25 protein-coding genes are annotated in these 25,527 nt (G+C 43.5%); 11 read left to right on the top strand and 14 right to left on the bottom strand.

Annotation, left to right across the window (positions count from 1 at the left end; translation table 11 throughout):
• Positions 1–678: 678 nt before the first annotated feature.
• The 4 genes from dcd to LN737_RS01285 form a co-directional block, all read right to left on the bottom strand.
• Positions 679–1,320: a dCTP deaminase gene (gene dcd, locus LN737_RS01300; RefSeq protein ID WP_405515528.1), complete on the bottom strand. Its 642-nt coding sequence runs from the start codon at positions 1,318–1,320 to the stop codon at positions 679–681.
• A complete protein-coding gene (locus LN737_RS01295) occupies positions 1,287–2,477 on the bottom strand; it encodes a hypothetical protein (protein WP_405515526.1) in 1,191 nt (396 codons plus the stop codon). The genes dcd and LN737_RS01295 overlap by 34 nt, the downstream gene beginning before the upstream one ends.
• Positions 2,477–2,782: a hypothetical protein gene (locus LN737_RS01290; RefSeq protein WP_405515524.1), complete on the bottom strand. Its 306-nt coding sequence runs from the start codon at positions 2,780–2,782 to the stop codon at positions 2,477–2,479. The genes LN737_RS01295 and LN737_RS01290 overlap by 1 nt, the downstream gene beginning before the upstream one ends.
• 279 nt (positions 2,783–3,061) lie before the next feature.
• Positions 3,062–3,997 carry an HNH endonuclease gene (locus tag LN737_RS01285; RefSeq protein WP_405515523.1) on the bottom strand — a complete coding sequence of 312 codons (936 nt, stop codon included), beginning with the start codon at positions 3,995–3,997 and terminating at the stop codon, positions 3,062–3,064.
• 1,273 nt (positions 3,998–5,270) lie between these two features.
• Between LN737_RS01285 and LN737_RS01280 the strand changes: the two genes are divergently transcribed.
• Both LN737_RS01280 and LN737_RS01275 read left to right on the top strand, forming a co-directional pair.
• A complete protein-coding gene (locus LN737_RS01280; protein ID WP_405515521.1) occupies positions 5,271–5,429 on the top strand; it encodes a hypothetical protein in 159 nt (52 codons plus the stop codon).
• A 105-nt stretch (positions 5,430–5,534) separates the two neighbouring features.
• Positions 5,535–5,969 carry a GNAT family N-acetyltransferase gene (locus tag LN737_RS01275; protein ID WP_405515519.1) on the top strand — a complete coding sequence of 145 codons (435 nt, stop codon included), beginning with the start codon at positions 5,535–5,537 and terminating at the stop codon, positions 5,967–5,969.
• A gap of 287 nt (positions 5,970–6,256) precedes the next feature.
• On the opposite strand, the gene LN737_RS01270 is transcribed toward LN737_RS01275, so the two are convergent.
• From LN737_RS01270 to LN737_RS01250, 5 genes are all read right to left on the bottom strand, one after another.
• Positions 6,257–7,132 carry a phage/plasmid replication protein gene (locus LN737_RS01270; protein WP_405515517.1) on the bottom strand — a complete coding sequence of 292 codons (876 nt, stop codon included), beginning with the start codon at positions 7,130–7,132 and terminating at the stop codon, positions 6,257–6,259.
• A gap of 80 nt (positions 7,133–7,212) precedes the next feature.
• Positions 7,213–7,749 carry a hypothetical protein gene (locus LN737_RS01265; RefSeq protein ID WP_405515515.1) on the bottom strand — a complete coding sequence of 179 codons (537 nt, stop codon included), beginning with the start codon at positions 7,747–7,749 and terminating at the stop codon, positions 7,213–7,215.
• On the bottom strand, positions 7,746–8,078 hold the full coding sequence (locus tag LN737_RS01260; RefSeq protein ID WP_405515513.1) for a helix-turn-helix domain-containing protein: 333 nt from the start codon (positions 8,076–8,078) through the stop codon (positions 7,746–7,748). The genes LN737_RS01265 and LN737_RS01260 overlap by 4 nt, the downstream gene beginning before the upstream one ends.
• A 203-nt stretch (positions 8,079–8,281) precedes the next feature.
• On the bottom strand, positions 8,282–9,265 hold the full coding sequence (locus LN737_RS01255) for a hypothetical protein (RefSeq protein ID WP_405515511.1): 984 nt from the start codon (positions 9,263–9,265) through the stop codon (positions 8,282–8,284).
• A 14-nt stretch (positions 9,266–9,279) separates the two neighbouring features.
• Entirely contained in the window at positions 9,280–10,482 is a 1,203-nt protein-coding gene (locus tag LN737_RS01250; protein ID WP_405515509.1) for a site-specific integrase, read from the bottom strand.
• 339 nt (positions 10,483–10,821) lie between these two features.
• On the opposite strand from LN737_RS01250, the gene LN737_RS01245 reads away from it, so the two are divergent.
• Positions 10,822–12,030 carry a site-specific integrase gene (locus LN737_RS01245; RefSeq protein ID WP_405515507.1) on the top strand — a complete coding sequence of 403 codons (1,209 nt, stop codon included), beginning with the start codon at positions 10,822–10,824 and terminating at the stop codon, positions 12,028–12,030.
• Positions 12,031–12,054: 24 nt separating this feature from the next.
• Here LN737_RS01245 and LN737_RS01240 read toward each other — a convergent pair whose 3' ends face one another.
• Positions 12,055–13,053, bottom strand: coding sequence for a hypothetical protein (locus LN737_RS01240; protein WP_405515505.1), 999 nt, complete (start codon positions 13,051–13,053; stop codon positions 12,055–12,057).
• A gap of 563 nt (positions 13,054–13,616) precedes the next feature.
• On the opposite strand from LN737_RS01240, the gene LN737_RS01235 reads away from it, so the two are divergent.
• The 7 genes from LN737_RS01235 (at position 13,617) to LN737_RS01205 (ending at position 20,774) form a co-directional block, all read left to right on the top strand.
• On the top strand, positions 13,617–13,766 hold the full coding sequence (locus LN737_RS01235; RefSeq protein WP_405515503.1) for a hypothetical protein: 150 nt from the start codon (positions 13,617–13,619) through the stop codon (positions 13,764–13,766).
• Between the two features lie 141 nt (positions 13,767–13,907).
• Positions 13,908–14,084: a hypothetical protein gene (locus tag LN737_RS01230; protein ID WP_405515501.1), complete on the top strand. Its 177-nt coding sequence runs from the start codon at positions 13,908–13,910 to the stop codon at positions 14,082–14,084.
• Between the two features lie 98 nt (positions 14,085–14,182).
• Entirely contained in the window at positions 14,183–15,694 is a 1,512-nt protein-coding gene (locus tag LN737_RS01225) for a type IV secretory system conjugative DNA transfer family protein (protein WP_405515499.1), read from the top strand.
• A 26-nt stretch (positions 15,695–15,720) separates the two neighbouring features.
• Entirely contained in the window at positions 15,721–16,488 is a 768-nt protein-coding gene (locus LN737_RS01220) for a hypothetical protein (protein WP_405515497.1), read from the top strand.
• Positions 16,489–16,650: 162 nt separating this feature from the next.
• Entirely contained in the window at positions 16,651–19,395 is a 2,745-nt protein-coding gene (mobF, locus tag LN737_RS01215) for a MobF family relaxase (RefSeq protein ID WP_405515495.1), read from the top strand.
• Positions 19,379–19,771 (top strand): hypothetical protein, encoded by a 393-nt coding sequence (locus LN737_RS01210; protein ID WP_405515493.1) that lies wholly within the window; start codon positions 19,379–19,381, stop codon positions 19,769–19,771. Before mobF ends, LN737_RS01210 begins: the two co-directional genes overlap by 17 nt.
• 121 nt (positions 19,772–19,892) lie before the next feature.
• The gene (locus LN737_RS01205) at positions 19,893–20,774 is read left to right on the top strand and encodes a restriction endonuclease (RefSeq protein WP_405515492.1); all 882 of its coding nucleotides are present in this window, start codon (positions 19,893–19,895) and stop codon (positions 20,772–20,774) included.
• Between the two features lie 104 nt (positions 20,775–20,878).
• Here LN737_RS01205 and LN737_RS01200 read toward each other — a convergent pair whose 3' ends face one another.
• The 4 genes from LN737_RS01200 to LN737_RS01185 all read right to left on the bottom strand — a co-directional run bounded on the left by LN737_RS01200 (position 20,879) and on the right by LN737_RS01185 (position 23,691).
• The gene (locus tag LN737_RS01200) at positions 20,879–21,109 is read right to left on the bottom strand and encodes a hypothetical protein (protein ID WP_405515490.1); all 231 of its coding nucleotides are present in this window, start codon (positions 21,107–21,109) and stop codon (positions 20,879–20,881) included.
• 271 nt (positions 21,110–21,380) lie between these two features.
• Positions 21,381–22,259, bottom strand: coding sequence for an ArdC family protein (locus LN737_RS01195; RefSeq protein WP_405515488.1), 879 nt, complete (start codon positions 22,257–22,259; stop codon positions 21,381–21,383).
• A 281-nt stretch (positions 22,260–22,540) separates the two neighbouring features.
• The gene (locus tag LN737_RS01190; protein WP_405515486.1) at positions 22,541–23,449 is read right to left on the bottom strand and encodes a toprim domain-containing protein; all 909 of its coding nucleotides are present in this window, start codon (positions 23,447–23,449) and stop codon (positions 22,541–22,543) included.
• 53 nt (positions 23,450–23,502) lie between these two features.
• Positions 23,503–23,691 carry a helix-turn-helix domain-containing protein gene (locus tag LN737_RS01185; RefSeq protein ID WP_405515484.1) on the bottom strand — a complete coding sequence of 63 codons (189 nt, stop codon included), beginning with the start codon at positions 23,689–23,691 and terminating at the stop codon, positions 23,503–23,505.
• 499 nt (positions 23,692–24,190) lie between these two features.
• Here LN737_RS01185 and LN737_RS01180 point away from each other — a divergent pair, with 499 nt between their 5' ends.
• Positions 24,191–25,444: a site-specific integrase gene (locus tag LN737_RS01180; protein WP_405515482.1), complete on the top strand. Its 1,254-nt coding sequence runs from the start codon at positions 24,191–24,193 to the stop codon at positions 25,442–25,444.
• Positions 25,445–25,527: the final 83 nt, after the last annotated feature.

Raw genomic sequence — 25,527 nt, 5'->3', positions numbered from 1 at the left:
TTATTGTTGAGCATTAATTAAGTGACGCCTAAATTAGTTTTTCAGAGTTTGCAATCGTAATAATTGTAGAAGTTAGCTTTAATTCCATGATTTAATTATTTAAAGAAATAATAAGGCTTTATAATTTATCGGCGAAAATAGTGTTTTAGCTATTTCTTTTTCCAAAGATTTATTCTCTACATTTATCAAACGATTATTAAAATACGCTCAATAAATTTAGTTAGCTCTTAGTAAATTTTTAGGTCAATTATTCTATTATTCGTACAATTATCTCATATGTAAAAAAGATAAATTGTTTATTTGAAATATGTAAAAAAAGGGATGTCTTTTGGAGATCCCTTTTTTACATATTTCAGTTTTTGGATCAGTGGGTAAACGTGATCTTGGTCCGTCCGGTAACAAACAGTTGTCTGCTTGCGCCATGGAAATTACAGTTGGCTAAGAGCTGCTATTGCTGCTTAGGGCAGTGTAAAAGATTTTCGTCAGGCAGTTCCTGCATTTGCTTAAAAACAACAGCCATTGCTTATAAGCAATGGCTGTTGTTTTTAATTTCCTTTCTGAGGGATTTGTACCAGGAGCGGGTATAAAATATCATCGTAACTAACTTGTTTACAGTGCTTTAAGGATATTGAGTAACAAATAGGAAACAAATTTTGCTTAAGTTGACTAAGGCTAAAATTATTTTAAATGGTTTGCCTCTTTCCAGAGAGTACTCAAAATTTCAAGATCTTTATCGCTCACCGCTGCTGATGGCTCAGGTCTGACTTGACAAGCATATTTTCGGGACTTAGTAAAATAGTTTGTCTGGTTTGCAGCCGGCAGTAAAAGCCCTTGAAACAACCTTGCTCCAATAGTTAAATTAATTGGAGTAATCCCATTGTTACTCAGCTCTAAAGAAATACATCCGCAGTATCCAGGCTGAACAACCGTTGAAATAGTTAGTCCAAGCCTACTATAAGAGCTGCGCATGTATAACATTAAGAATAAATCGTTAGGTAGTTTTATGTATTCAAGGCTGGTAGCTAATATAGTTTGCCGAGGATGTAATATAAAGGTTTCTCCAAGCTGCCTTCTGGTTTCTTGGAAGAAATAGCTAAAGCTACTAGATACATCCCCAGGAACATTATTACGAGAAGCATTCATGTAAGCCTCTCTGCCTTGGATATTCACTAAGAAGTTGTACCCTAGTCTAAAGTCTACGCCAATCGCATTTATCTGCTTTTCCCTATCTAGTATAGGACGAATAAAAATATCCTTATCTAACCTGGCATTGATGTCCTCGTAAGTCAAGGCTCCATTGTAATGGTAGTCCTGTTCCATTTATTTGATATAATATAATTTCCTATAGACTTTTCAATTAGATTATTAATAATCTTATACTTCTCTAATGATGAGGGTATATCTTCCATGTTCATGCTAATTTTGACATCTTCCCAATTACTTTCCCAAAGTTGCCAGCCAAGTATCATCAGCCCATGTAATTGATTTACATTATTTATAACTGGAGGCAAAAAGGCCTTGAAATCTTTCATTGAAGGTAAATCATACTTGCAGCTAAAACGCTTTCTATTAGAAAGTACATTTTTTATAGACTTATTCAACATGGTAACTATTATGTTCCGCTCATTTTTAAGAAAGGCGTTTACTACCTCTGAACGTTTAGACGCACTAGGATGCTCTATTCCATCTTGATCAGACTCCTCATCTAAATACATAATATAATTATCAAAGCACTTACCTACATACTGGCTTGCAAATAAGTCGCTAAAGTACTCGCGTAGAAAGGATTTAATGTTATCAAACTCTTTTGAGTCAATATAGGTATCGGCATCAAGATGTTCTAAGGAGGGGAAATATTTAAGTATTTTTACTCTCTGCTTATTTTTAAAATCACCTCTTAGCCATTTATCCACTATTTCCCAAGCTACTGGATCTGAGATTGAATAATTAATATCAATGAAATGTCCTAGTTCATGGTAATGAACTACATTGATTAGATAATCTCTCGATAAAGATTTAGGAATATTAAGCTGTATTAATTTATGCTCAAATTTTATTCCATATTTAACATGAATAGTTTCATATATATTAGTATCCTCTATTAAGGATGGGTCAAAGCTAAATCTATCAGTATTATTAATAAGGCTTGTAACTATAATATAGCTTTCTTTTGGCTTAATCCAATCTTTGAGTGCCAAGTTTAAACATTCAACAGTCTCATATGGTATCAAGTTTAATGTGCTACTATCAAGGAATTCAAGGCTTTTGAAAATAAAATCTAATTCTTTCTTAATGCCAAAGCAAAATGAGTTTGTATAATCATTTTGATTATTTATTTCATTTTTTATATAGTCAAGTAACAATGATAACTTATTGTGATAATCTTTCTTTTCCCTATCAGAATAATTGTTGTTTTTTGACTTTAATAATGATCGCTCGGCTTGAACAACCTGTAGTGTCAATATATGAGATAACATCAAGCATTAACAAGATTTGGCCTATTAGAAATGATATCCAAAATATCTTGATAATCATCAATAGTTAATTCTTCTGGATTAATGTTTCTAAAGAACTCTTTATTCTTAGTATAAAGAGACATAATTAGCCTATAGTTATTTCTGTCTATATTATAGTAGCTTTTGCTGCCTTGACTTAACGCATGTACATCTGATATTATAGGTTTGACTATAGGGACAAACTTTTCATCACCTTCTACTATACTCCCTAAAAGGGATTTCAACAAGGTTATTTTCTTGTCTTCAGAGGACCAAGAGTATAGCATAAACAGGACTTTTTAGGAAAATCTCTCAATTCTAATATAAAAAAAAACCTAATAAAAGCAAATGAGGAAATTTAATTTACCAAGCCTGTGTGGTGGCCACTTGTTAAGAATAGTTATCAAACGGCCTAAATAGTAATATTTAAGCGTGTTATCAGGAAAATATTACTATTTAGTATACCCTTATTCATTAATTAGTTACTATTAGAGATTGTATACTTTGATCAATTAGGCACGAATGAATTTATATCGACATGCTACTGATTTTCCATTTGATAGCATCTACTCATTCAAATGCTTAAAAACAAACCTTCTATGATACTCTAAATAAGTTTCTTGCCTTTCAGTAAAAGACCCTACATTTTGCCCCAAGTTTATACCCCACTTCTTCATGAGTTCTGTTAGCCCTAGTTCTGCAAGCATAATTGTACCTGAATTTGTAAAGCTAATCCAACCACCATCAAACAACTTATCAATATGAGGTGAAAGCAATAATCCGTTATGCCCATCTAGCTTTTCCTCATCGTTACAGTCACGCCAGGGCTTTATGTGACTAGCTATCAGCATTCTTATATCTGTTACCCCTGTAAGTCGACAGCTCTGTTCAATTTTGATTAGTCTTTGTTTGTAGAGACCTTGTCCTCGTCTTGAGAGAATTAGTACCTGTTTCTCAGTGACAGGAATATTCTTTGAAAGAATTCTGTCCTCCTCTTTCTTTTCAGAAATTGAGTTTTGTATTGCAGTTAGGCTCCCATCCACTGATGCCTTACCGCTCTCAGCAAGTGAAAGTAGGAAGGAAGCTAAATCAGCCCCAATAGAAGCTAAGTAACATCCTTGATTGCCATTGCCGTTTTCTCTGATAGGGGAGTAAGTCTTAGGTAGCAGAGGTGTTATAATGGCTAAATATTCTTTAGGTTTGATAGGGGTATCAAGAAGAGTCCATTCAATTTGAACCAGCCACCCGCTTCTGTCCCATTGCACCCCCTTGGCTGCAAATTCAGATGGCCTTATAAAGTCTATGCATGGGGCCGATACTATTCCTATAGCTCTAATATTTAGTTCAGAGTAGGAAAATACTATATCACCTACTTGTGTTCTGGTTAAGTTTTCATAAAAAACATTTACTGCTTTATTTTTGGAGCGCTTAGGAGACCAGATATACCCTCCTTCAATTTCTTCTTTATAAGTTTGCTTGTGATTCACCCACCAATACTTCATAATTAATCAACTTTGAACTTAGCTGTAATAATAGCTCAAGGGTTTATTTAATTTGAATCATAGAAGCTAATGTTAAGTAGCTCATACCCTAGATCATACCCCCTCTGAATTTTGGCACCATTTCTTTGCGACTAGACTAACGGTTGTGTTTTGGGCTAATGATAGAGAATGAATACACCCCCATCCAGAGATTACAGCAAAAAATAACCTGAATCCTTAGGGATAAGATAGGTTTAATCTTGCTTGTATGTTTTAGGCTATGTCGCCTATCTTCTTAAGTCCTCATAGCCAGGTAAGCCCCCAAAAACCGCCCGTCTCAGGTTTAGCGTCATTGCTTCAGGTAGCCACCGTTGATGGTCAAACTCCCATTGCTGAAACTCCAGACGTTTAATACGATCAGCTCGCTTAGTAGGCTTCCCTCGGTATGTTCCCGCACGACGTTTACCTTGTAATCGGCTTATCAGTTTGTCTAATTCCCAATATCTATTATTGGCGTATTCGCGCTTAGACGACTGCTGAGAGGAATAATAAATACGGTTTTGATAGGACTGTCTGCTTTTCCAAATTGGACAACCATACGCTTTGTATAGAATCCTGCACTGTTGACCACTAACCGGGCAGATGAAGTATAGAACGTTGCCTTTGCCCAAATTGCTTGGGAGTGCTTCTAAGTAAATAATATCGTCTCGATTTTCCTTTACGCCCGTTGATTTATCAGTCAAAGTGTAAACAAGACGTATGCTTGGACGTTTGGCTGGATCAACTGGCCAGCTACTATATATAGTAATGCTCCCTGAGGGACTCCCGTTGCAGTTCCAATATAGCGAACCTGAGATTGTTTTACCTCTAACTAGGTAGCCATGCTTAAGCAGATAGCTAAGTTCTATTCTTAAACACTCACCTGTTGTCCAAGCTCCTGTACTAACACGACCCATAGTAACTTATTTGTTTAGGTTTATATATACCTTTTACTTCTGTTATAACTCTCAGTTCATCTTCATCTCCTGCATCATCTATTGCTGTTCCTGTCGCATGAGTTATTGATTGTGCTGTTTGTGCTATGATTCGAGTTGTTGTATGTGTTGTTATGTGAGTTGTTTCACGAGTTGATGTACGTGTTGTTGCATTAGTTGATGTATGTGTTGTTACATGAGTTGTTGTATGTGTTGTTCTTTTTGTTGTACTTTTGTTTCACACTTGTAGTATTTGTTGCACTTGTGAAGTAAAAGTATTGTTATCCCTCTGAGTACCATCTTTAAAACCAACCAAACTTATGGCAAAACCAATAAAAGAAACGCCTATTCTAAAAGGAAGAGACGCGGCTAATTTCTTGGAAGCGGTAAACGCCAATCCTCAACGTAAAGTATCAGCTGAGACTTCTGCCAGAATTAAAAGAAATTTTGAGAGTCTCAAAGCTATTGCCGCTTCTTAATGACTTCAGAAAGTAGCCCCCTAGAGGGGTTTAGACTTGTTCGTTTAGTGTCAGATCATATCCTCAAACCGTTTGATTGTGGAGATTCTGACCTAAACGATTTTTTTGAATGCTGCCAAAGACTTTCAAAAACAATTATTGACAGTGACATACATAATTGAGAGCGATACAGAAACTATTGCTTTCTTCAGTCTCTTAAACGACAAAATATCCGTTCTGGAGACAAATAATAAAAGAGCCTGGAATCGCTTCTCACGTGCGGTCCCTAACGCCAAACGTCAGCGTAGCTTTCCCGCTATGAAAGTTGGACGTCTAGGTGTAAATGTATCTCATCACGGTAAAGGTATTGGCACAGTCATTCTTGATTATCTTAAACAACTATTTATTGATAACAACCGCACCGGGTGCCGTTTTATTACGGTCGATGCCTACCATCAGTCACTTCAATTTTATGAGCGTAATGGGTTTAAATACCTTATTGAAGAGGATGAAGGAAAAGATACTAGATTAATGTACTTTGATCTTAGTGTGCTTGTATAAAATTAAGCGTTACCTTTTCTGTAACGGCGGCCTATCTAAGTGGCAAACTAACCTAATACTAATGTCCAGCGGATTTCAATTGGGCTGTGGTTTGCAGAAGAGTTCTACCTACCTTAAACTGAGATCTATTGAAAGGTATGGAGATTGTTGAAAGCCTTTATAATCATAGCTTGCAGGTTAACTCAGTGCTGGCGTATCGTTAATGGCTTTCTTTATCTACGTCCTAATTATTAATTGAGCGTTACAAATACTGTTACTCAAAACACCTTACTATAGGAAAAGATAATTTAACGATAATACTGCTGAGCCCGTTTCACCTTTGCCCCCAACTCCTCCATCAACTCAGAACCTGCCTCAGCCCTTTCAGATTTACCCGTTGACTGTTGGCTTAGTTCTTTGATACGGTCTTTCAACCGCTTGACTTCAGTCCGGTTTTTGTACTCTCCTTTTTGGCGGTTTAGCTCAACCAATTCCAGCGCGGCTAACTCGCCACCCAACTGCTGAATAAGTAGACGTTCAGCGGTCTGACTAAAATCTTTTACGCTTTTCATAGCTTGTTCTAAGTTTACGTCTATACGGCCTACTTTTTGAATCTTTTCAAACTCACTCACCCATTGATCTATCAGACCGATGTAAAAATCCTCATCGTACAAATCAGTGGCTACTATCTCAGTCCGATTAAACTGTTTGGGTAGTCGACTTACAAATCGAGCTTCATAGCGTAGGGTGTTTTTATTGGTCCAAATAGCAGGTGTTATCAACCTTGCCTGTTTACCTTCTGCCCGTTTATCGTAGAAGGCGAGTACACGCTTACCATTTTGGTAACGGATACTCTTAGGCTGACTTAAACGGGCGTAATATTTACACAGGCCTAACTCAGCTAAATAAACCGTTGGCGGGTGCTTTGTTAGCATAGTTTTGCCTACATCGACCCGCCCAACATTAGCTCGGTTTATAGGTAGACTGAGTATGTCTGAAAGCTGTTCAATTACCCGCTGTGTGTCCTGCCTGGTCAGATTGCCAAAGTTGTTTTTGTGGTAGTATGTACATAAACTCCCTTTTATCCATAAACCCGCCCCAGCCGCGCTTACTCTGAGGTTGCTGAGGTAGCCGCTTACTGATTGCTGACCATTGGCGTGATAATGCTCTGTAACGTGGTCCAATAGACTAAGAACAGTAGCAGGGAGGTCAACCCCCCCGCCCGTTCTACTGGTAAAAATAGATGTGCAGTATCGTACATAGCTCAGGGCATTTTGTACGGGTAGTATGATCTTGCCAACTTCCTAAGCTGCTTTATTTCCTCCTCAAACTCCCCATCAATGAGTAAGTTATATAGGTTCTCAATAAGTGATTTGCCGTTCCTTATTACCAGTATCTCAATGACCTGTTGTCGCTTATCCCAAATAAATAACAACGCATCATGTTTATATGGTACTGCTGGATTAGGACTTCCATCGTTTAACCGCTCTCTACCATTAGGGTATCCATAGCAGAATTTATCTAGCTCAGGATACTCAAAGTATAAAGAGGTTAGGTTTTGTTTCCCATCTCCCAGAAGATAGGTAGCCTGTCGCTTGCTATTGACTTTTACCATTTCCTTTGCAGGTATAAGGAATAGCGCAAGCATCCCATTTTTGCGCTGAAAGAGTGGTAGTAATCCATGCGCGGTAGGGTTATACGTTAAGGTGCAATCCAGACGGTTTGGACTCTTAAACCCATTCATAGTTCTGATTTCCTCAGTCAACACCTCAAAGCGGTAGTAAGCAGTTATATGGTTCATTTGCTCACCCCTCCCTTTTGCCCTTTTGCCAATACAAAAGTTGTGGCCTCCTGTTCAATCTCCTGAACGGTTTTGACGCGGTTACGCTTTAGCCAAGAATCTAGCTCAGCCCGATCAAAAAAGATTTTCTTATTGTCAGGCTTGTAGTGGGGAATTACCCCGCCTGAGGTTAGTTTGTAGAGATAGCTTTTACTGATGCCTGAATAAGCAGATGCTTCCTCTAATGTTAGTGTTGCCTTAAAGCAAGCCACTAAGGTTAACCGCTGAGTTGGCGTTAACTGTTGACCTTGTTCCTGTAATTGCTGGCTAAATTTCTCAGCCTCGCTCACTGTGGTTATTCCCATTTTTAAACGGTTTAAACTGTTTGAAAATGGGTTTGCGCAAACCCGGCTGACGACTATCGTCTAACCGACAGTAAAGAAAATAGAAAAAATCCTATAAAAAGCAAGTACCCTACTTCAAGATAAACAAAATAAGTATAATGTATTGATTTTTAGGTAGTTAAAAATATATTTGGGATCTACATATGGTATCATTTAGTGTTCTTTAGGAACTTGCTGAAGTTTTCAAAATTCTTTTCAATCTGTGCAAGTTCTTTTGGTAAAATAGTATTTTGAAGCCTATTTGATACTGGAAGTAAACCCTTCTGTTTCATCCTATAGAGTGAAGCATTAATATTCCTATTAGTGATTAAGTTACCTTGCTTGCTATAGAACATTAGCCGTCGAGTCAATATCATTCCCCAATCTTGTGAGGTAAGATACCCCCTTTCAACAAGTTGAGTAAAGAAATAAACGAACGCTTCTGTGCTTTTAATCCATATAATGTTTCCATAAAGAACCATAAACCTATCACCCGTTAGAATATTAACAATCATCTCTCTATCCGTTCTATCTGCAAAGTAGCGTCTAAATATCAAGACAAGGCGGTTGATTTGCGTATCGCTCAAACTCCAACGCAATGTATTATCGCCTTGCACAAACCTTTTACTGTGATAAACCTGTAATCTATCTACCTCAAAGTAACGCCTTATCAATTCCTCTTTCCAATGGATTACAAATGATGTAACCTCGTGGCGTCCTATTTCTATCAGAGGGTCTTTGTTGTACGCCTTTAAAAGCCGTGGGGGCAGAAAGTTGTATTTGTTGAGTATGATTAATGACTCCTGTCTAGTTAATGGTAAAAGTCGCTTGAATAAATCTGATTTGTTTGGAGTGTAATATTTACCAGCTATTTCGCTTTTATGAATTAATGTTAACCATAGCTCTTTGTGCATGTTAAGAAGAGTATGCAACCCTTCATCAGTGCATCTTCTTATCTTCTTTTGCAAACTTTCTCTGTACTCGTATGAATTCGTTAGATGACTCTTGTATTTAGAGCTGGAATAATAAACTCTGTCTATCACCTCATCAAATACAGCTTTATCATCTAATTGCCAAGTGTATAAGTACACTCCTTCTCCACAAACCAGATTATCTATTTCTTTAACCAATTTGACTACTTCTTCATAGCTCATATCTATTAATCTAATTACAATTCAATCTCAGGTAAGCGGTTCACAGCGTTCTGTTTAAGGGCCTCTACAACCCGTACGTACTTTTGGGTATGTTCTAAGCTAGTGTGACCTAGTAGGGAGGAAACCGTTTTAACATCGGTTTCATAGATCAGTAGGTTAGTAGCGAATGAATGACGTGCTACGTGGAAGGTAACAGTTTTAGTTAGTCCAGCCCGACTTTTCCAATAGTGTAGAACCTTAAGAATGCCTGTATGAGAGGGTAATGTAAAAACGACTTCCTCTGGATTGCCTTGTATACCTAAGAGTCGCTGAGCAGTTGCGTTCAGATTAATAATTACAGGCTTGCCTGTTTTCTGCTGGGTCATTTGCAAGGAGTTGCCATGTATGTGCTTCCACTGTAATACTTTGACATCACAGTACCGTAAACCAGTATTACAGGCAAAGAGAAAGGCTCGTCTTACATTGTCGTTACCACAATGCGTTTTAGCAAGTAATTGCAGTTCCTCAACGCTCAAAATGTCTTTACCTACTACTTTATCAACCCGCTTGTTTTGAACGTCCTGAGCAGGACTGTTTGAAAATAGCTTATCTCTAACGGCCTGTTTTAGTACCTTCTTAAATTTGGCGAAGAAATCGTAGGGGGTTTCTCCATTTAGGTTTGGGTGCTTATCCATAAACTCCCTAAACCCTTTGCAGAAGTTCTCAGTAACAGCTTTAGTAGCTAGATAATCAGTTTGGGCATACTCTCTGAGGTATCTGAGAGAGCAGGCAAACATACGTACGTCTTTCTTTTGATAACCCTTAATGTACTGTTCAAAATAGTCAAAGAAATTGACACGCTTTTTAAATGCGGGTGTGATGCCATTGTCATCAGATGCGGCTAACAGTTCCCGTTTGGCTCGTATATTCTCAGCAGTCCTCAGCGTTTCTTTATTATGCTCCTTCTCTAAAGCATCCTTAGGACGTGGATAAAGATAAAGTTTTAAAAACTCATACTCCCGCTGTTCGCCATCCCAGCTATCTAAGTAGAGGCTAAGTTTACCACTTGCCAACGTCTTTTTTCTGAGTTTGATAGCCATAGCCTGTTTTTGCTCTTGTTTGGATGTTGTAATCCATTGGTAAACATACAAATAAGTAGCAAAAACGAGTAACAAATGGGTAACAATAAACAGCAAAACAACCTCAAAGTAACAGAAAACTGAAATGCCTAAAAACACAAAAACCGCTGATAATCAGCGGTTTTGTTTGTCTTTTGTTTTCCCTTCCTAGAGGGTTTTGTACCAGGAGCGGGAATCGAACCCGCACGGCCCGTAAGGACCACAGGATTTTAAGTCCTGCTCCTTTCGGCTTCATATGTTGCCATCTGTTTCAATAAATGCTGATTATTAGAACATTAGCTACAAATTGATTTGTAAAAAATCAGGTCAAACAGGCATTTGTTGTACCTATGTTGTACCAAGTCGGTTTAAATTTATTATCTTTGTCTCACTGAAAGGCCTATAAACCAGCACAATAAGGTTTCCTAGGCCAATCATCAAAGATAACCATTTCATCCAATGGCTTCTTCACTCAAAATCATCCTTCGTCAGAAAGGTAAAGCCGATGGCACTTTCCCGCTCGCCATTCGTCTAACCGTTAATCGCAAGTCCACCTATTTTTATCTCGGAGAATATATTAAACCCAGTGACTGGGACGCTGCTAAACAGGAAGTCAAGCGTTCGCACCCGAACTCAAAACGGCTCAACAACTTTCTGTTGCAGGAAAAGGCAAAAGCGAATAACAAATTGATGGAGATGGCTGCGGAGGATAAGGCCACGTCTGTCAAGGTTGTACGCAAACAGATCAAACGCACAGGACGCACAGACTCTTTCTTCGCGCACGCGAATATATATATAGACAATCTGATCAAGTCTGGTAAATCGAACCGGGTCTCAACCGACCTGCCCCGCATCAACCGGTTCAAGGAGTTCACGGAAAATGACGAGATCGGTTTCGCGGAGATCAATCCGGCCCTGCTCCGAAAGTTTATGGCCCACCTCAAAGGAACACGCAATATTACGGATCGAACAGTCGTCAATCACCTGATCGTGATCCGTACGATTTTCAATCAGGCGATTGCTGCCGGAGCCGCTGACAGCAAACATTACCCGTTCGGTAAAGGGAAGATCGTTATCAAGTTTCCGGATAGTCTGAAAATCGGTTTATCCAGTGAAGAGGTCAAACTGCTGGAACATGCGGAGCTGGCTGACCATGAAAATCATGCACGCAACCTTTTTCTGATTTCCTTTTATTTCGCCGGTATACGCGTGTCGGATGTGTTGCGGTTGAAATGGTCGGACTTTCAGGATGACCGGCTTTACTATGCGATGGGCAAGAACCAGAAAGGCGGCTCGTTGAAAGTACCTGATAAGGCGAAAAAAATATTAGAGCAGTATTCGCACGATAATGCGCATGATCTGGTGTTTCATGATCTAGCCTCGATGCCAGACCTGTCCAAGCTATACGATGTGCAAATCAGGATCAAAACGCGGGTGAAGAACTGTAACGAGCATTTAAAGGCCATCGCGAAAAAGCTTGGTATCAAAAAACAACTGACGATGCATATCGCCCGGCATACGTTCGGAAATTTGTCCGGCGACAAGATTTCCATCCAGCTCCTACAGAAGCTTTATCGCCATACGTCTATTACAACCACCATCGGTTATCAGGGACATTTTATTCATAAAGACGCTGACGAAGCGCTAGATGCTGTGATTAGTGCATAAAACGTAATCAAAAAGTTGTGAAGATTATTTTGGTTTAGGTGTTGGGGTAAGGCCTAACTCCTTCCAGCGCTTGGTCAAGTCTTGAAGTGTAGCGACATGCCATGCGCCCCCCCTTTGAGTAGGGACCTTGTTCTCATTAAGTGCCTTAACGACCTCACGATAAGATGATAAATTATTCTGCGCCTTAATTTTGTTGACCGCATCATACATCTTTCTCGCAAATTCATCCGCATTCTCTGAGACCTTTCTGGTACCTGTTTTAGAAATATCTTTTCTTAAGGATGCTTGGCTATATTGACTTTGAGCAGAAAAAGCTTCTGACGCGTTTAGACTAAGGGCAACCTCTCTCCTACAAATGAAACGGAACTTTGGGTTTGTCCTTAACTCATGGGCAATATCAACTTTTCCAATTTTTGCGCGTTTTGTGATTGCCTCTAGTACATGTTCAAATGCTATAGAGAAAACCTCAACACGATATCCATCTGCTTCAAGCCTCTCTTTGAGTAGTTGAATTTCAGTTGCTTCCTTATCTGGTATTTCTTTTGGAATTATATAATCCCTTCTGCGCTTGGGTACTGGTTTACTTTTAACTAAAGTATCGTCATTCGAATTGTCATCATTTAGAACCAATTCAGTTTTTGGTATTACAATTGCTCTGTTAGCCGATGCAAGGTTTTTACTAATGTTGGCATAGAATTGTGTTTTCTGAAAAGTTTGTTCAAACCAACTTACAGTTATATGCTTGTTATCCTTATGTATAAATTCTTTTATATATGAAGATTGGTCCTGCCAACTATTTACCAATAGACTAAAATCCAATTCACCTTCTTTCCAAGCTTTAAGCTTTGCTTTTGCTATTTTAATAGCTCTCAGCGCTCCAAGTTTTTTAAATGTTTCTCTTAGAGACGGCAAGTTTCTTACCGTAAATCCAAAATTTACTCGTTTGAAACTAACCATAAAGCTTTGCTTGTCAAGGCCTAAAGCTTTTCTCTGGCTTTCGCTATTTGAATGTTCATTCCCCATCAAACAAATTTAACTAGAAACTTTTATTGGCTTCCATTACATAAATAACTGATTATAAAAAAATATTACAGAAGTGTTGTACTATAAGCTAAGGTTTGCTTACATTTGTAAACACTCTACAGTAACCCATTAAATGGAATTTGCACCGCACTTAAATTACACTGATATGTATATTACAATAAACTTATCATTTGGAGGCCGCGCTTGGGCACAAATTATTGAGTGGGGTCCTGATCCATTCGATGATGAGGAAATCTGGGGCTGGCCGAAAAAGCGGTTCCCTTTCCTTGTCCTAGTAGATGGACGGTTGTACCAGCGGGGAGCAGACGGTTACTACTTCCCCACTTAATTATAAGGGACAGGCTCATAAGCCTTACGTATATCCACTAGGTTATCTGACTACCAGTTGTTCACGTAAAATGTAACACAACTCATGGAAGCACTGATCGGCGCAGCAGCGACATGGAGATCCTCTCTAGAATCACGATTAATAAACCGGCCCCGTAAAGTTCATATGGGCACATCTGTAGATTTTGCAGGTAATGAATTAACCGAAATAGCTCATGAGTCTTCGTATCCTGCATAACCCTTACGGTTTACCCGCTAATGCCAGAGTAGTGGAGTGGCGGGGACGTGTTCCTTACCGTATCTATCTGGAATGCGGCCTGATGCTCCGGTTGAGCAGCACCGGCCTCTATGTTCCGGAACCCTGATAGACCAACTTTTTCCAACGGCTGGCCAAGACTAAAAGAAGACATTTCACACGGACGATTTCGTCCTATCAAGATATTCAACTCGCGACTGAATCGGGGCTGTCAGGACCCGTATATCCTGACATCTAAACAATTACTATCATGGCACAACAGACGGATCAAAAAGTACATGAGGAACTTCTGAACGAAGGATATTCTCAATCAAGCCGCGATCCAACCAGGTATTTCAAGCCTGATGGAAACGGCGGCTATACCAATGTTGATACAGATGGTCGCTGGGTTCGTAACAATGAAACCGGCCAATGGGAAAAACGCTAACGGAGTCGATATAACATCGAAAAAACGGACAGTCTGATCACCTGTCCGTTTCCTGTAAGTTCTCAGTTCCTGAGGATAACCAATAGACTTTCCTTATTATGGATCAGTTTAATCTCGATCAGCCATTAATCGAGTTTGCGTCCCGCTTCGGGAACGCGGCCTTCACCATCCGCCACGCGGTTGAAGGCATTATGGTCTGTGGTGGCATAGGTTCCGGGAAAAGCTCAGGCAGCGGTCGTCTGCTGGCCCTGAAATATCTCACAGCGGGTTTTGGCGGTCTGGTTCTCTGCACCAAACCGGATGAAAAAGAGGTCTGGCAGGAGTATTGCAGACAGACCGGACGCGCAGACGATTTAATTGTGATCGAACCGGGCGGGGAAAATTTTTTCAATTTCCTCGAATATGAATCCAGCCGTTCCAGTAATCAGACAACGACAGATATGCTGGTTCAGGTGCTTAAAACGGTCATTCGCGCTGGTCAGGAACAGGATGCTGGTGCAAGTCAAGACCCCTTCTGGGAAAATTCTACGGACAGTTTAATCGGATCAACAATCGATCTGTGCCGATTGGCGTACGGAAAGGTGTCGGTCAAAGACATGTATGAGATCGTACAGTCCATTCCCAAAAGCCTGGACGATTTGCAGCGCGAAAACGAAGCAGATGAGGTCAAACCCTTTCGGAAGGCTTTTGAAGCCGCCCAGAATTTTGTCAATGCGCAGGTCAATTTATGGCAGGAACAGCTTACCGAAGAGGATCTAAACCGGATGCAGGATAAGGCCGTATACGAGGCCGCCATGCTGGACGCCCTGCCTGATCTGCGTCTGTTGAAAATGATGGACGGGTTTTTCTTCGATACGCTGATCGGATTGAGCAGCAAGACGCGCTCCGTCATTGATATGACGTTTGCCGGGTTTCTGTACCGGCTGTTACGCGAACCGATCTACTCCCTTTTCTGCCGCTACCCGTCAACCGTGGTGCCGGAATTCTGCTTGGAGGGGAGCATTATCCTGATCAATTTGCCGGTTAAAATCTATGAAAAGGCCGGACGGGATGCCCAGATCCTGTTCAAATATTGCTGGCAGCGGGCGATGGAAAAACGCGATGTTCGGGAAAATCCCCGCCCGGTGTTTCTGTTTGCGGATGAGTGCCAGTACTTTCTGCATGAAGGCGATCAATTGACCCAGACGACGGCCCGGAGCAGCCGTATCTGCACCGTCTATCTGACTCAGAACCTGCATAATCTGTATGCTGCGATGGGTGGACTGAAATCCGAATACCGGGTTAAAAGCTTTCTGGGGACATTGGCGACTAAAATCTTTGGTGCAAACAGCGACCCCGAAACCAACCGATATGCCTCTGAACTGATCGGCGACGATTATTTCTTGGATGAATCCAGCAGCACGACGATCGCGCAGAATTTCTCCCAGACGAAAGGCCAGTCCCGCAAGCTGGAACGCATCGTCAGGCCGGAAGAGTTTCAGCGGCTCCGTACAGGTGGCCCGCTCAATAATTACCGGGTTGAAGCCTATCTCTACCGGCAGGGCGATAGTCTCATGAATAACGGCTTGAATCATGTCAAACTGACTTTCAATCAGAATTACCAACCTTAATAATCAAACCAGTAAATCTTACGACCATGAAAAAGTCAGTGTATTACCAAGTCATGTACCGACGTCGCAACGTCATCAAGGAGGCTCTGCTAAATTTCGCGTTAGGTCTCAGCTCTTGGCCACGCATGATCATCGAAGTGCTTATCCGGCGGAATCAAGGCGAACGGTACTTTAGCGCGTCAGGCGCTGTGACCCTGACCGTCCTGCTCACGATCGCGCCGATAGTCCTCATTGAGCCCATGCGCTATCGATTTGGCGGGACCACTGTGTCTGTGTTCTTCAGCACATTTCTGACCTGGTATCTTTATTTGGTTGCCTTTATGTACTATGCCGCACAGCGCCATGAGGAAGTCAAGCGGCTGCCGAACGTGTTTGATTTTGCCCGATTTACCAAGTCTACCGGAATTATCCATCACTGGTTTCGAAACTTTAAGTTCAATGGCAGAGGGTTCGATACACGAGAGATCGAAACCCTGCTGGAACCCGGTCTTTTTTTCTTTACTGGGCTGATCATGTGGTTTTCTGGTCAACCTATCGGATTTGTTCTTCTGGTCAGCAGTCTCTTTTACGGGTTCAGTTATTCTGCGGCCTACCATATAGGCGACAACCTGCTCATGGATAAGATTGACGAGCAAATCTGTAATGAGGAGCTGGTCAGGACGTTTGTGGAGGACACCGACCCGGCCAATTCCAGAGGGTTCGCCTTCTACGGTCGCCGACCGGCTGACCCGGATGCCCGCCGTCGCGTAGCCGATATGTTCATGGCTGAAGACGAGATTGTCGAGGCTTTTTAAGCGCCTTGGCAGTGCAAAGGGCAGAGGCCTGATTTTACATTAAGATTTTTTCATGTGTCCTACCCTTGCACTGCTATTGCTCTGATTACTGACGACGCATGAGCGCTAACGAAACAAGAATGTGCCACGCGGTTTGATCGGTTGGCTGTAAACTCCAAAGCCATGATACGCATGATCCAATCCAATTCAGCCGGTCACGCCAAGGCCTATTTCAATGAGGCTTTGAGCAAGAGTGACTATTATCTGGACGATCAGGAATTGCAGGGGCGGATGGATGGAAAACTGGCCGAGCGGTTAGGATTGATCGGGCCGGTAACAAAGGAGGTGTTTCACAATTTGTGTGACAATATCGATCCCCGGACCGGTCAGTCCCTGACCCCGTACACGAAAGAGAACCGGATCACCGGGTATGATATTTCCTTTTCGTGTCCCAAGTCGGTATCGATCCTGCATGGTCTGTCGGAGGATGATCATATTCTGACGGCCTTCCAAAGCGCGGTTCGACAGACCATGCAGGATATTGAACAGGACAGTAAAACGCGCGTGCGCAAGGATGGCGTGAATGAGGACCGGGCCACGGGCGAGCTGATCTTCTCGGAGTTCATTCACCAGACAGCTCGTCCGTTGGACGGTTCTCTACCCGACCCGCAATTACATGCACATATGTACGTACACAACTGTACATGGGATGAAACAGAGCAACGAATTAAAGCAGCCCGTTTCACAGACATCAAACGGGATATGCCTTATTACCAGGAGCGCTATTTCAAGCGGCTGTCGGATAATCTGACGGATTTAGGCTATCAGGTCCGACGCACGGAAAAAAGCTTTGAGATCGAGGGTGTGCCTGGGCACGTGATTGATCTGTTTTCCAAACGCACGCAGGAGATTGACCGGGTCGCGAAGGAGAAAGGCATTACCGACCCAGAAGAGTTAAGTGAGCTGGGTGCCCGAACGCGCACCAGCAAGCAGCGTGGGTACACGATGGCTGAGTTGAAAGAGAACTGGAAGCAGCAGATTCGCGATGCCGGTCAACAAACAGAAGGCGAAGGCAAACGCATTCTGCGCCGTTCCGTCACGCTGGAACGCAGTAATCTGACGCCCCAGCATTGCGTCGATCATGCTATTGAGCATGGGTTTGAACGGGCGTCCGTGCAGGGTGAACGTCGGCTGCTGGCTTCGGCTTACCGGCATGCCATCGGCAACCGGTCGGTATCGCTGGACCAGATTACCCGTGATTTCAAAACTGACGGCCGCATCGTGCCTGTCGAAGATAAAGGGCGTACCTTTTGTACGACAAGGCAGGTGCTAACCGAAGAACAGCGCATGGTCATGCTGGCCCGTAAAGGTCAGGGGCAACTCAAGCCGCTTTACAACGAAGCCCCTACGCTGACACTAGACGGCCAGCAGGCGGACGCCGTCCGGCATGTGCTGACCACCCCGCACCGTGTGTCGATTATTCGCGGCGCTGCGGGTTCAGGCAAGACGACCCTGATGAAAGAGGCTGTCGAACAGATGGAGAAAGCGGGCAAGACCGTAACAATCGTGGCCCCCTCCTCGCAGGCCTCACGAGGTGTCCTGCGCGAAGAAGGTTTTGCGGGGGCCGAAACGGTCGCCAAGTTACTGTCCGACGAGACGATGCAGCAGGATTTGCGTGATCAGATTTTATGGTGCGATGAAGCGGGATTATTGGGCACCAAGGATATGACGGTCCTGCTGGAAATCGCCACGAAGCAGAACGCCCGGCTGATACTGGGCGGAGACACAAGGCAGCATGCATCCGTCGTGCGCGGTGATGCGTTACGTATATTAAACACCGTAGGTGGATTGGTGACGGCTGAGGTCAGCCGGATTTACCGGCAAAAGGGTAAAGAGTACCGCTCAGCGGTTGAAGATATCGCCAAAGGCGATGTTGGACAGGCTTTTGACCGGTTGGACGATATGGGAGCCATACAGATCGTTGATCCATTGCAGCCAAATGAGACACTCGTCAAGGACTATGTGGACACCATTCGCAAAGGTAAATCGGCGCTGATCATCTCTCCGACGCATCAGCAAGGTGATAGTGTCACCCAGGCTATTCGGCAAAAATTACAGGACCGTGGCTTGCTGTCGAAAAAGGAACAAACGGCGTCCCGTTTGACCAGCCTGAATCTGACCGAAGCCGAGCGAAGTGATTGGCGTAATTTTCAGCCGGATCAGGTTATCCAGTTCAATCAGCATGTGCCCGGTATCAAACGGGGCAGTGTGTGGTCGGTCGAACGCAGTTCGGAAGACGGCGTTTTTATTCAGAATGATCAGGGACAATCCCGCCCCTTACCCACCTTGAGAAGCCGGGATTATGATGTGTACCGGAAAAGCGAAATCCAGCTGGCGAAAGGCGATCAGATACGGATTACGCGAAACGGTTTTGATCAAAACAATACGCGGTTGATGAATGGCCAGACGATGGATGTCATCAAGGTCAGTAAGCAGGGTGATATTCTACTGCGCAATGCGCAAAGCAAGGTGGAATACCGGCTGGACAAGGAGTTTGGGCATATCGCGTATAATTATTGCGTGACATCTCATGCATCGCAGGGCAAGACGGTGGATGAAGTGTTCATTTCTCAACCGGCCTCCACTTTTTCAGCCACGAATGCCAGACAATTTTATGTGTCCGTCTCACGGGGCCGGGATCGCGTCCGCATCTATACGGATGATAAGGAAGAGCTGATGCGGCAGGCGTCCGAACTGGGTGATCGGCAGTCCGCGCTTGAACTGGTTGGCCGAAAAAACGGCACGACAGAACGGGTTCAGGACCGTATTCGTGACGAGTTGAACAGGACACGGGTTCCGAAAAGCAAACCGAAAGAGATATCAAAATCTTCTCGCCGAAAAGACCGTGACTATGAACCAGGGCTTTAAGTTGCGCTATGATCAGCTGCGGGAAAACGATCCGACCAGCTCGGACACAGAATTGGCTATGCCAGAAAATTTTTATACAGGCCCCGGTCACAGCCGGAACCTATGTTTGATCTGGCCGGATGGGCAAAGGGCTTTTTTCAATTATGCTTACCTTATTGCCAGTGAGTTTGATCCGAACAGCGAGAAGAATGTGATCAAGTTGAATTTTTCTTCACATCAGGTTGCCCTGTCAGGATACAGCCTCCAATCATTGTTTATGGCCCTGTTTGACCACCTGCCGCGCATCATTACCGCCATTGATCCGCGATATGTGCTGGATGAGGATAAGCTGAAAGAGATTGTTATCGAGATCATCATTGAGAAAAAAGATGCCTAGTAAAACAGAACAAACAAGAGTATTTGAGCTTACATCTCACTTTATATAGGGAATCGTTGGCAAGCCAAGTACTGGCGTCAAATCCGTGCTGCCAGACGGTTATTCGTTAATAATTACGTTCATGACCAAGGCAAAAGTTAGACAAGCTGAATTTACAAAATGGTTTGGCCCACTGCTCGATGCATTAAGAGATTTAGGGGGTTCTGGACGGCCAAAAGAAGCAACTGACCGGGTTGCAAAAAACTTAAATGTTCCAGATAGCGTCCGTGAAGAAGTCATGAAGTCTGGAACGCCACGCTTTCAAAACCAAGTGGCCTGGGCGAGACAATATCTTGTATGGGAAGGACTTTTGGAAGACAACACACGTGGCATTTGGACCCTGACAGACAAAGGGCGCAACGCAAAATTAACTGACGACCAAAGCAGACAGATTTTTCTTAAATGGGTTGACATCTTTCAGAAGGCCAGAAAGGATAAATCAAAAGCTGAAATAATTACTGAGCAAGAAGAAGAAGAGCCTGATAGTGTAGAATACAGCTATACGCCAGGACTTTTAGAAATTTTACAAAGAGTGACCCCTTCTGGGTTTGAAAATATTTGCAAGCGTCTGTTACGAGAACATGGATTTGAAAATGTAGAAGTTACAGGCGGCTCTCATGATGGTGGTATTGATGGATATGGAACATTGGAATTAAACCCGTTCGTAACGATCAAGGTCCTTTTCCAATGCAAGCGATACAAAGGAACGGTTTCAAGGTCTCAAGTCGGAGATTTTAGGAATGCCATGTTTGGGCGGGCTGAAAAAGGAATAATCTTAACGACAGGGACATTTTCAGAAGATGCCAAACGAGAAGCTTCAAGAGATGGTGCGCCACCAGTGGAACTGATCGATGGCCAAAAGCTAGTTCATTTGTTTGAAGCAATAGAACTAGGGGTTAAAGCCAAAAAGATTTACGAAGTCGATCTTAAATTTTTTGAACCGTATATGGAGAAGAAGCTGTAGTCCGATCTGCTTAGTCCATCGCTGCGAAAATGAAAACAGGGTTAAACATTCAAGACGAACTAAAAGCTAAAGCCGGACAGAAATTTCTGTCCGGCTTGTTTGATTTAGTCCTGCGGTTTGTTGCGCCGGACGCTTAAGGTGGCTTCTTGGCCTTTGGTTTGCAGGTAAGCGGCTCCCAACGTGTTGATCGATAAGTTCATGCCTTCTTTGTCGCCGTGTTCCCAGGCAACGCCAACTTTGAGCCAGTCGGACTTGGCATTGTTCTCTTTGGTTTCGACCACGTAGATGGTGTGGGTTGGGGCTTTGGATTGGGTTTCGGTTTGGGTCGTCATCATCAGATCTCCTTTTCTGTTTGGTTGATGATGGTAGCGGCCTTAGGGCAAGGGCGGGTGAAAGCTCCCCGAAGGCCAAAAATCGATAGGCACTGTCTATTTTTGGTCGAAGTCACCAGAGCCTTTTTGACGAAGGCAAAAAGGAGGGATAAGCGCCATCACCCGCCCTTGCCCTACGCTGCCATCACCAATCAAGCAAGCAGGAAAGGAGCTGTCGATGAAACGGCCAGACGATCCATCACCAAACCAGCCCATTGTGTCAGTGTGGCCCAACTTAAGGACATTGTAAGGTGTGGATGAACTCGACGGCCTTTTGTGCGTGGGATGCGGCCGAGAAGATAAAGCGCTTATCGTCTTTCAATACTTGCAGCCAGGTCTGCATGTAGGCCGCATGCTTGTTCTCCGGCATGGGTTCCAGACCCAGATCAGCCGCCAGAAAGCAGGCACCGAGTTCGGCGACCAGTTCTTCTTTGGCGTAACCGGCGTCACCGTACTGCTTGCGGCCCAGATCGCGGTCCAATCGCTTCGGGTGCTTCGTCCAGTGGGTGATCTCATGGGCTAACACAGCGTAGTAGTTGGCCGCACTGTCGAAGCTTTCAAACGGTGGCATTTGGATGCGGTCAGTGCTTTGTTTGTAGCTGGCTTTCGCCCCGGTATAGATATCGGCTTTGGTTTGGGCGAAGAACATTTCCAGTTGGTGATTGCGCTGCTCGCCGGTGTTGGTGGCGGGCTCGGGGATTTGATAGAACGCATCGGATAAGCCTTCAATTTGCGACGCGTTGAATACGGTGTATGTTTTCAGAAAAGGTACCTGACGGGTGTTCAGCTCGCCATTACGCCCCTCTTCTTCCCTGGTGAAGGTATCGGCATAAACGACTTGCGTGCCTTTTTCGCCCTTGCGCACGTTGGCTTTCAGATCGATTGCTTGTTTGAAGGTCATCCAGTAACGCGAGCCGTAGCCTTGCTCGGCAGCGGTTGCCCAGAGCATCAGCGTGTTGACTCCGCTATAGGGAATATCATTCCAGCGAAGCGGACGCATGACCTGACCGGCCAGATGATCGGCGTTCCAGGGCTTGCGCCAAGTGAGTTCGCCTTTTTCCAGATCAGCTAAAATCTTGGCGGTTAACCGCGCATAGACATCGTGTTGAGGCAAGGAATCAGCCGATGATATCTGGTGAGCGGGATTGGATCGATGAGGTTTAGAAATCGAGTGTGTCAAGGTCAATTCTCCAGAGGTCAGGGTTACGGGGATTGCATTACCCGGCAGGCCAGTGAATGAACCAGCGAGAATTTTGTCGCGCGAGGAAGGCCGTAGGCCGGGGAAAATTGTCGTTGGTGGAATGAGCGCTGTCGGGTACAGTCCCGGCCAGAACCCTGACCGGCTATGGTGAATTGACAGTCACATTGTCGTCAACGGTATCGTTTGATCCAGGGTTACAGCACCAGCCCCTTCTGATGCATATGCCAAGCATTGACATCCTTGTGAGGCGCATAAATGCGGTTCATCGGCTTATGGATCAGATCGGCCTGAGTCTGGCAGAACTGTGCGAAAGCCTGTGTTGCTTTCTCTCCGGCGAGATCGTTATCGAACCAGCTGTAGGCGGTGCGGTAGCCGTAATTCTGGATGTATGCTGAAATCTGGGAGAGACAGGACAGTGAATTCAGAATGACCGTGTCGCCCTTGAAACGCTGGTCTTTGAGGTGACTCGCAGCTGATAGGTAATCCATGCTGCCTTCAAAAAGATTGATGGTATTGGGCTTGGGATCAGTCCCCCGTTTAAACGTGATAGCCTTGACACCGAGACAACCTTTAAAGAAAGGATTGCGTAACTCGTAGCCACCCTCTTCGTTAGGTAGACCCAGTGCAAAAAAGCTCTTCTTCGTCTGCTTGTTGCGGACATGGATTTCTTTCAAATGTTGACGCGCCAATTCCAAGGGAATACCGCGTTTTTGCAGATAGTGGATGAGTCCCAGATGCTGAATAGATTTTCTATCCTTCAGAATCAGACCAGTATCGTCGGTATGGTCTGTGTCTGTATGCAATGGCGGAAATGCATGCGGAGCGATGTGCATATTTTTAAGCCACCGCAAGGCATCTGAAACCGTGTGTTCCTCGCGCGTGTATTTGAGATATTCACAGACGAGATCGACAGTATCGCCTCCTTGCCCGTCACCGTAATCATGCCAGCGATTGGTTTTAGTATAGACCCAGAAGCTGGGCGTTTTCTCAGCCCGTCTTGGTGAGAGATATAAACGTTTGGAGCCGCTGACGCGCCTTGGCTGAATTTTTAAAAGGCTTAAAATTTCGGCAATAGGTATCGCTTTCGCATGATCAATGTTCATGACGATCTCCAATCAATAATGTGGTGTAGAATTAAGACGGGGCTGATATGGCCTTAACGCCAGAGACGCTCTTCGATAAATTTATCGAGATCAGAACGGCGATAACGGACTGCACGGCCAACCTTGATAGGCTTCAGGTCGTAACGTTTCGTGCAATCCCAAACGGCAAGTGTGCCGGGCGACACTCCGAGATATTTAGCGGCTGTTTTTCGATTGAGCAGAGGTTCGTGATTATTATTCATCGGCTAACTCTCCCAGTTCATAAAGATGTTCCGTAACATACGATGGTATGCTAGGAATATATTCAGTATATGGGAGAATTATAGAATATGCAATAGGAAATCTGTCCTAATAATAACAGATACGAACAGATGTAATGGGTTAAAAACCTAGCCGTTGTATAAGCAGGATCTGTCCTTCATGCGTTGGCAGCATAATATATTTTTATCGCTGATGCACCGTAATTAACTTTTCAGGTAGCACTTGAGTAGCACTGGATATAGGCTTGCCTAAGCTGGAAGTTATTAAGTTACTGGAAAAATGGTGCTGCCGAGGAGGATTGAACTCTCGACCTCTCCCTTACCAATTTGCTCCCACCCCTATTATGGCTTATTTATGATTATTACTGGACTGATATAATTGTTTGATTCAAGACGATAATGTTATAAACTGTGATTATCAGCTATCCATCCATTTTAATGCTTACAGTAGCACTAGGGTAGCACCAGCAGGTGATCAGTTATGCCACAACATTCGTCTCATTTCAGAAAAGATGCATTAATTCAGCTGCAAGCATCTTCTAAGCGCTACTATATGTCCGATCAAAAAGTACGCGGGTTACGCTTGGCTGTTTACCCCTCAGGGATCAAAACGTTCATTTTATACAGGAAAGTAAAAGGAGTCCCCGAGCGAATAAAGATCGGTCGCTTTCCGGACATCACGATCGAACAAGCTAGATCAGAAGCCCAACGGCTTATTTCCTTAATTACACTGGGTCAGACCCCGCACAAAGACCGTATCGCGGAACGTAAGGCGCTCACTTTCCGCGAACTTTATGAGCACTATTATGAACAGCATGCCATCAAATTCACTAAACGGCCTTTAGCCAATAAAAAAATGATGGGATGCCAAGTTTTTCCTGTCTTTGGCAATTGTAAGGTAAATCAGATCACTACAGAGCAAATCAGGAAATTTCATACCGACCTTGCCAATAAGGCGAAGCCCCCAAAAGCTGGCCGTTCAGAGCAAGATGCTCGCGAAGTTGAAAAATACAAAGGCGCAACGGCAAACAGGCTAGTTGCCATTATAAGTGCTGTGTTCAATTTTGGCATTCGTGAAAACTATATCAATACGGTAAATCCGTGTAATGGAATACGCAAGTTTAAAACTGTCAGTCGCGACCGATTTTTAACCTTTGGCGAACTGGAATCATTTTTTGCTGCTCTTGAAGAGGAAACAGAATTATTTCAGGACTTTTTCAAAATACTACTGTACACCGGTGCTCGAAAATCAAACGTATTATCGATGCAATGGTCAGATATCAATCTTGACCTGAAGCGCTGGCGGATAGCGGAAACACAGACAAAAAACAAAGATGTGAACATCATTCCTCTTTCCGAAATGGCCTTGCAAATCTTAAAAGTCAGAAACATCGCCAATCAGAAAGAAGAGCCCCCCTCATCATTTGTGTTCCCGGGAACAAGTGAAGACGGCTACCTGAAAGATCCCAAACGAGCTTTTGACCGGATACGCAAACGTATGAAAGTGTCGGATATACGGATGCATGATCTGCGACGGACGCTTGGAAGCTACATGGCAATAGGTGGCGTAAGCTTGCCGATTATCGGCAAAGCCTTAAATCACAAAAGCCAAGTTTCAACAGCGATTTACGCCAGGCTTTCAAATGACCCAATTCTTGATGCAGTAAATAAGGCTTCAAAACTGATGAATTCAGCAATCAGACTTCAAAAAGAGACAAAGCATCAAAATTTTTAGAGTTCGATCCATCTTTTTAAATATGTTGTTACTTGAAATAATTATTCAATCATTCACGTGTCAATGTCTTTAAAGATATTTTT

It is taken from the genome of Spirosoma sp. KNUC1025 (assembly GCF_045160025.1).
GTDB lineage: Bacteria > Bacteroidota > Bacteroidia > Cytophagales > Spirosomataceae > Spirosoma.
Note: the sequence above shows the minus strand (reverse complement) of the source record. Positions and strands in the feature narration are given on the sequence as shown.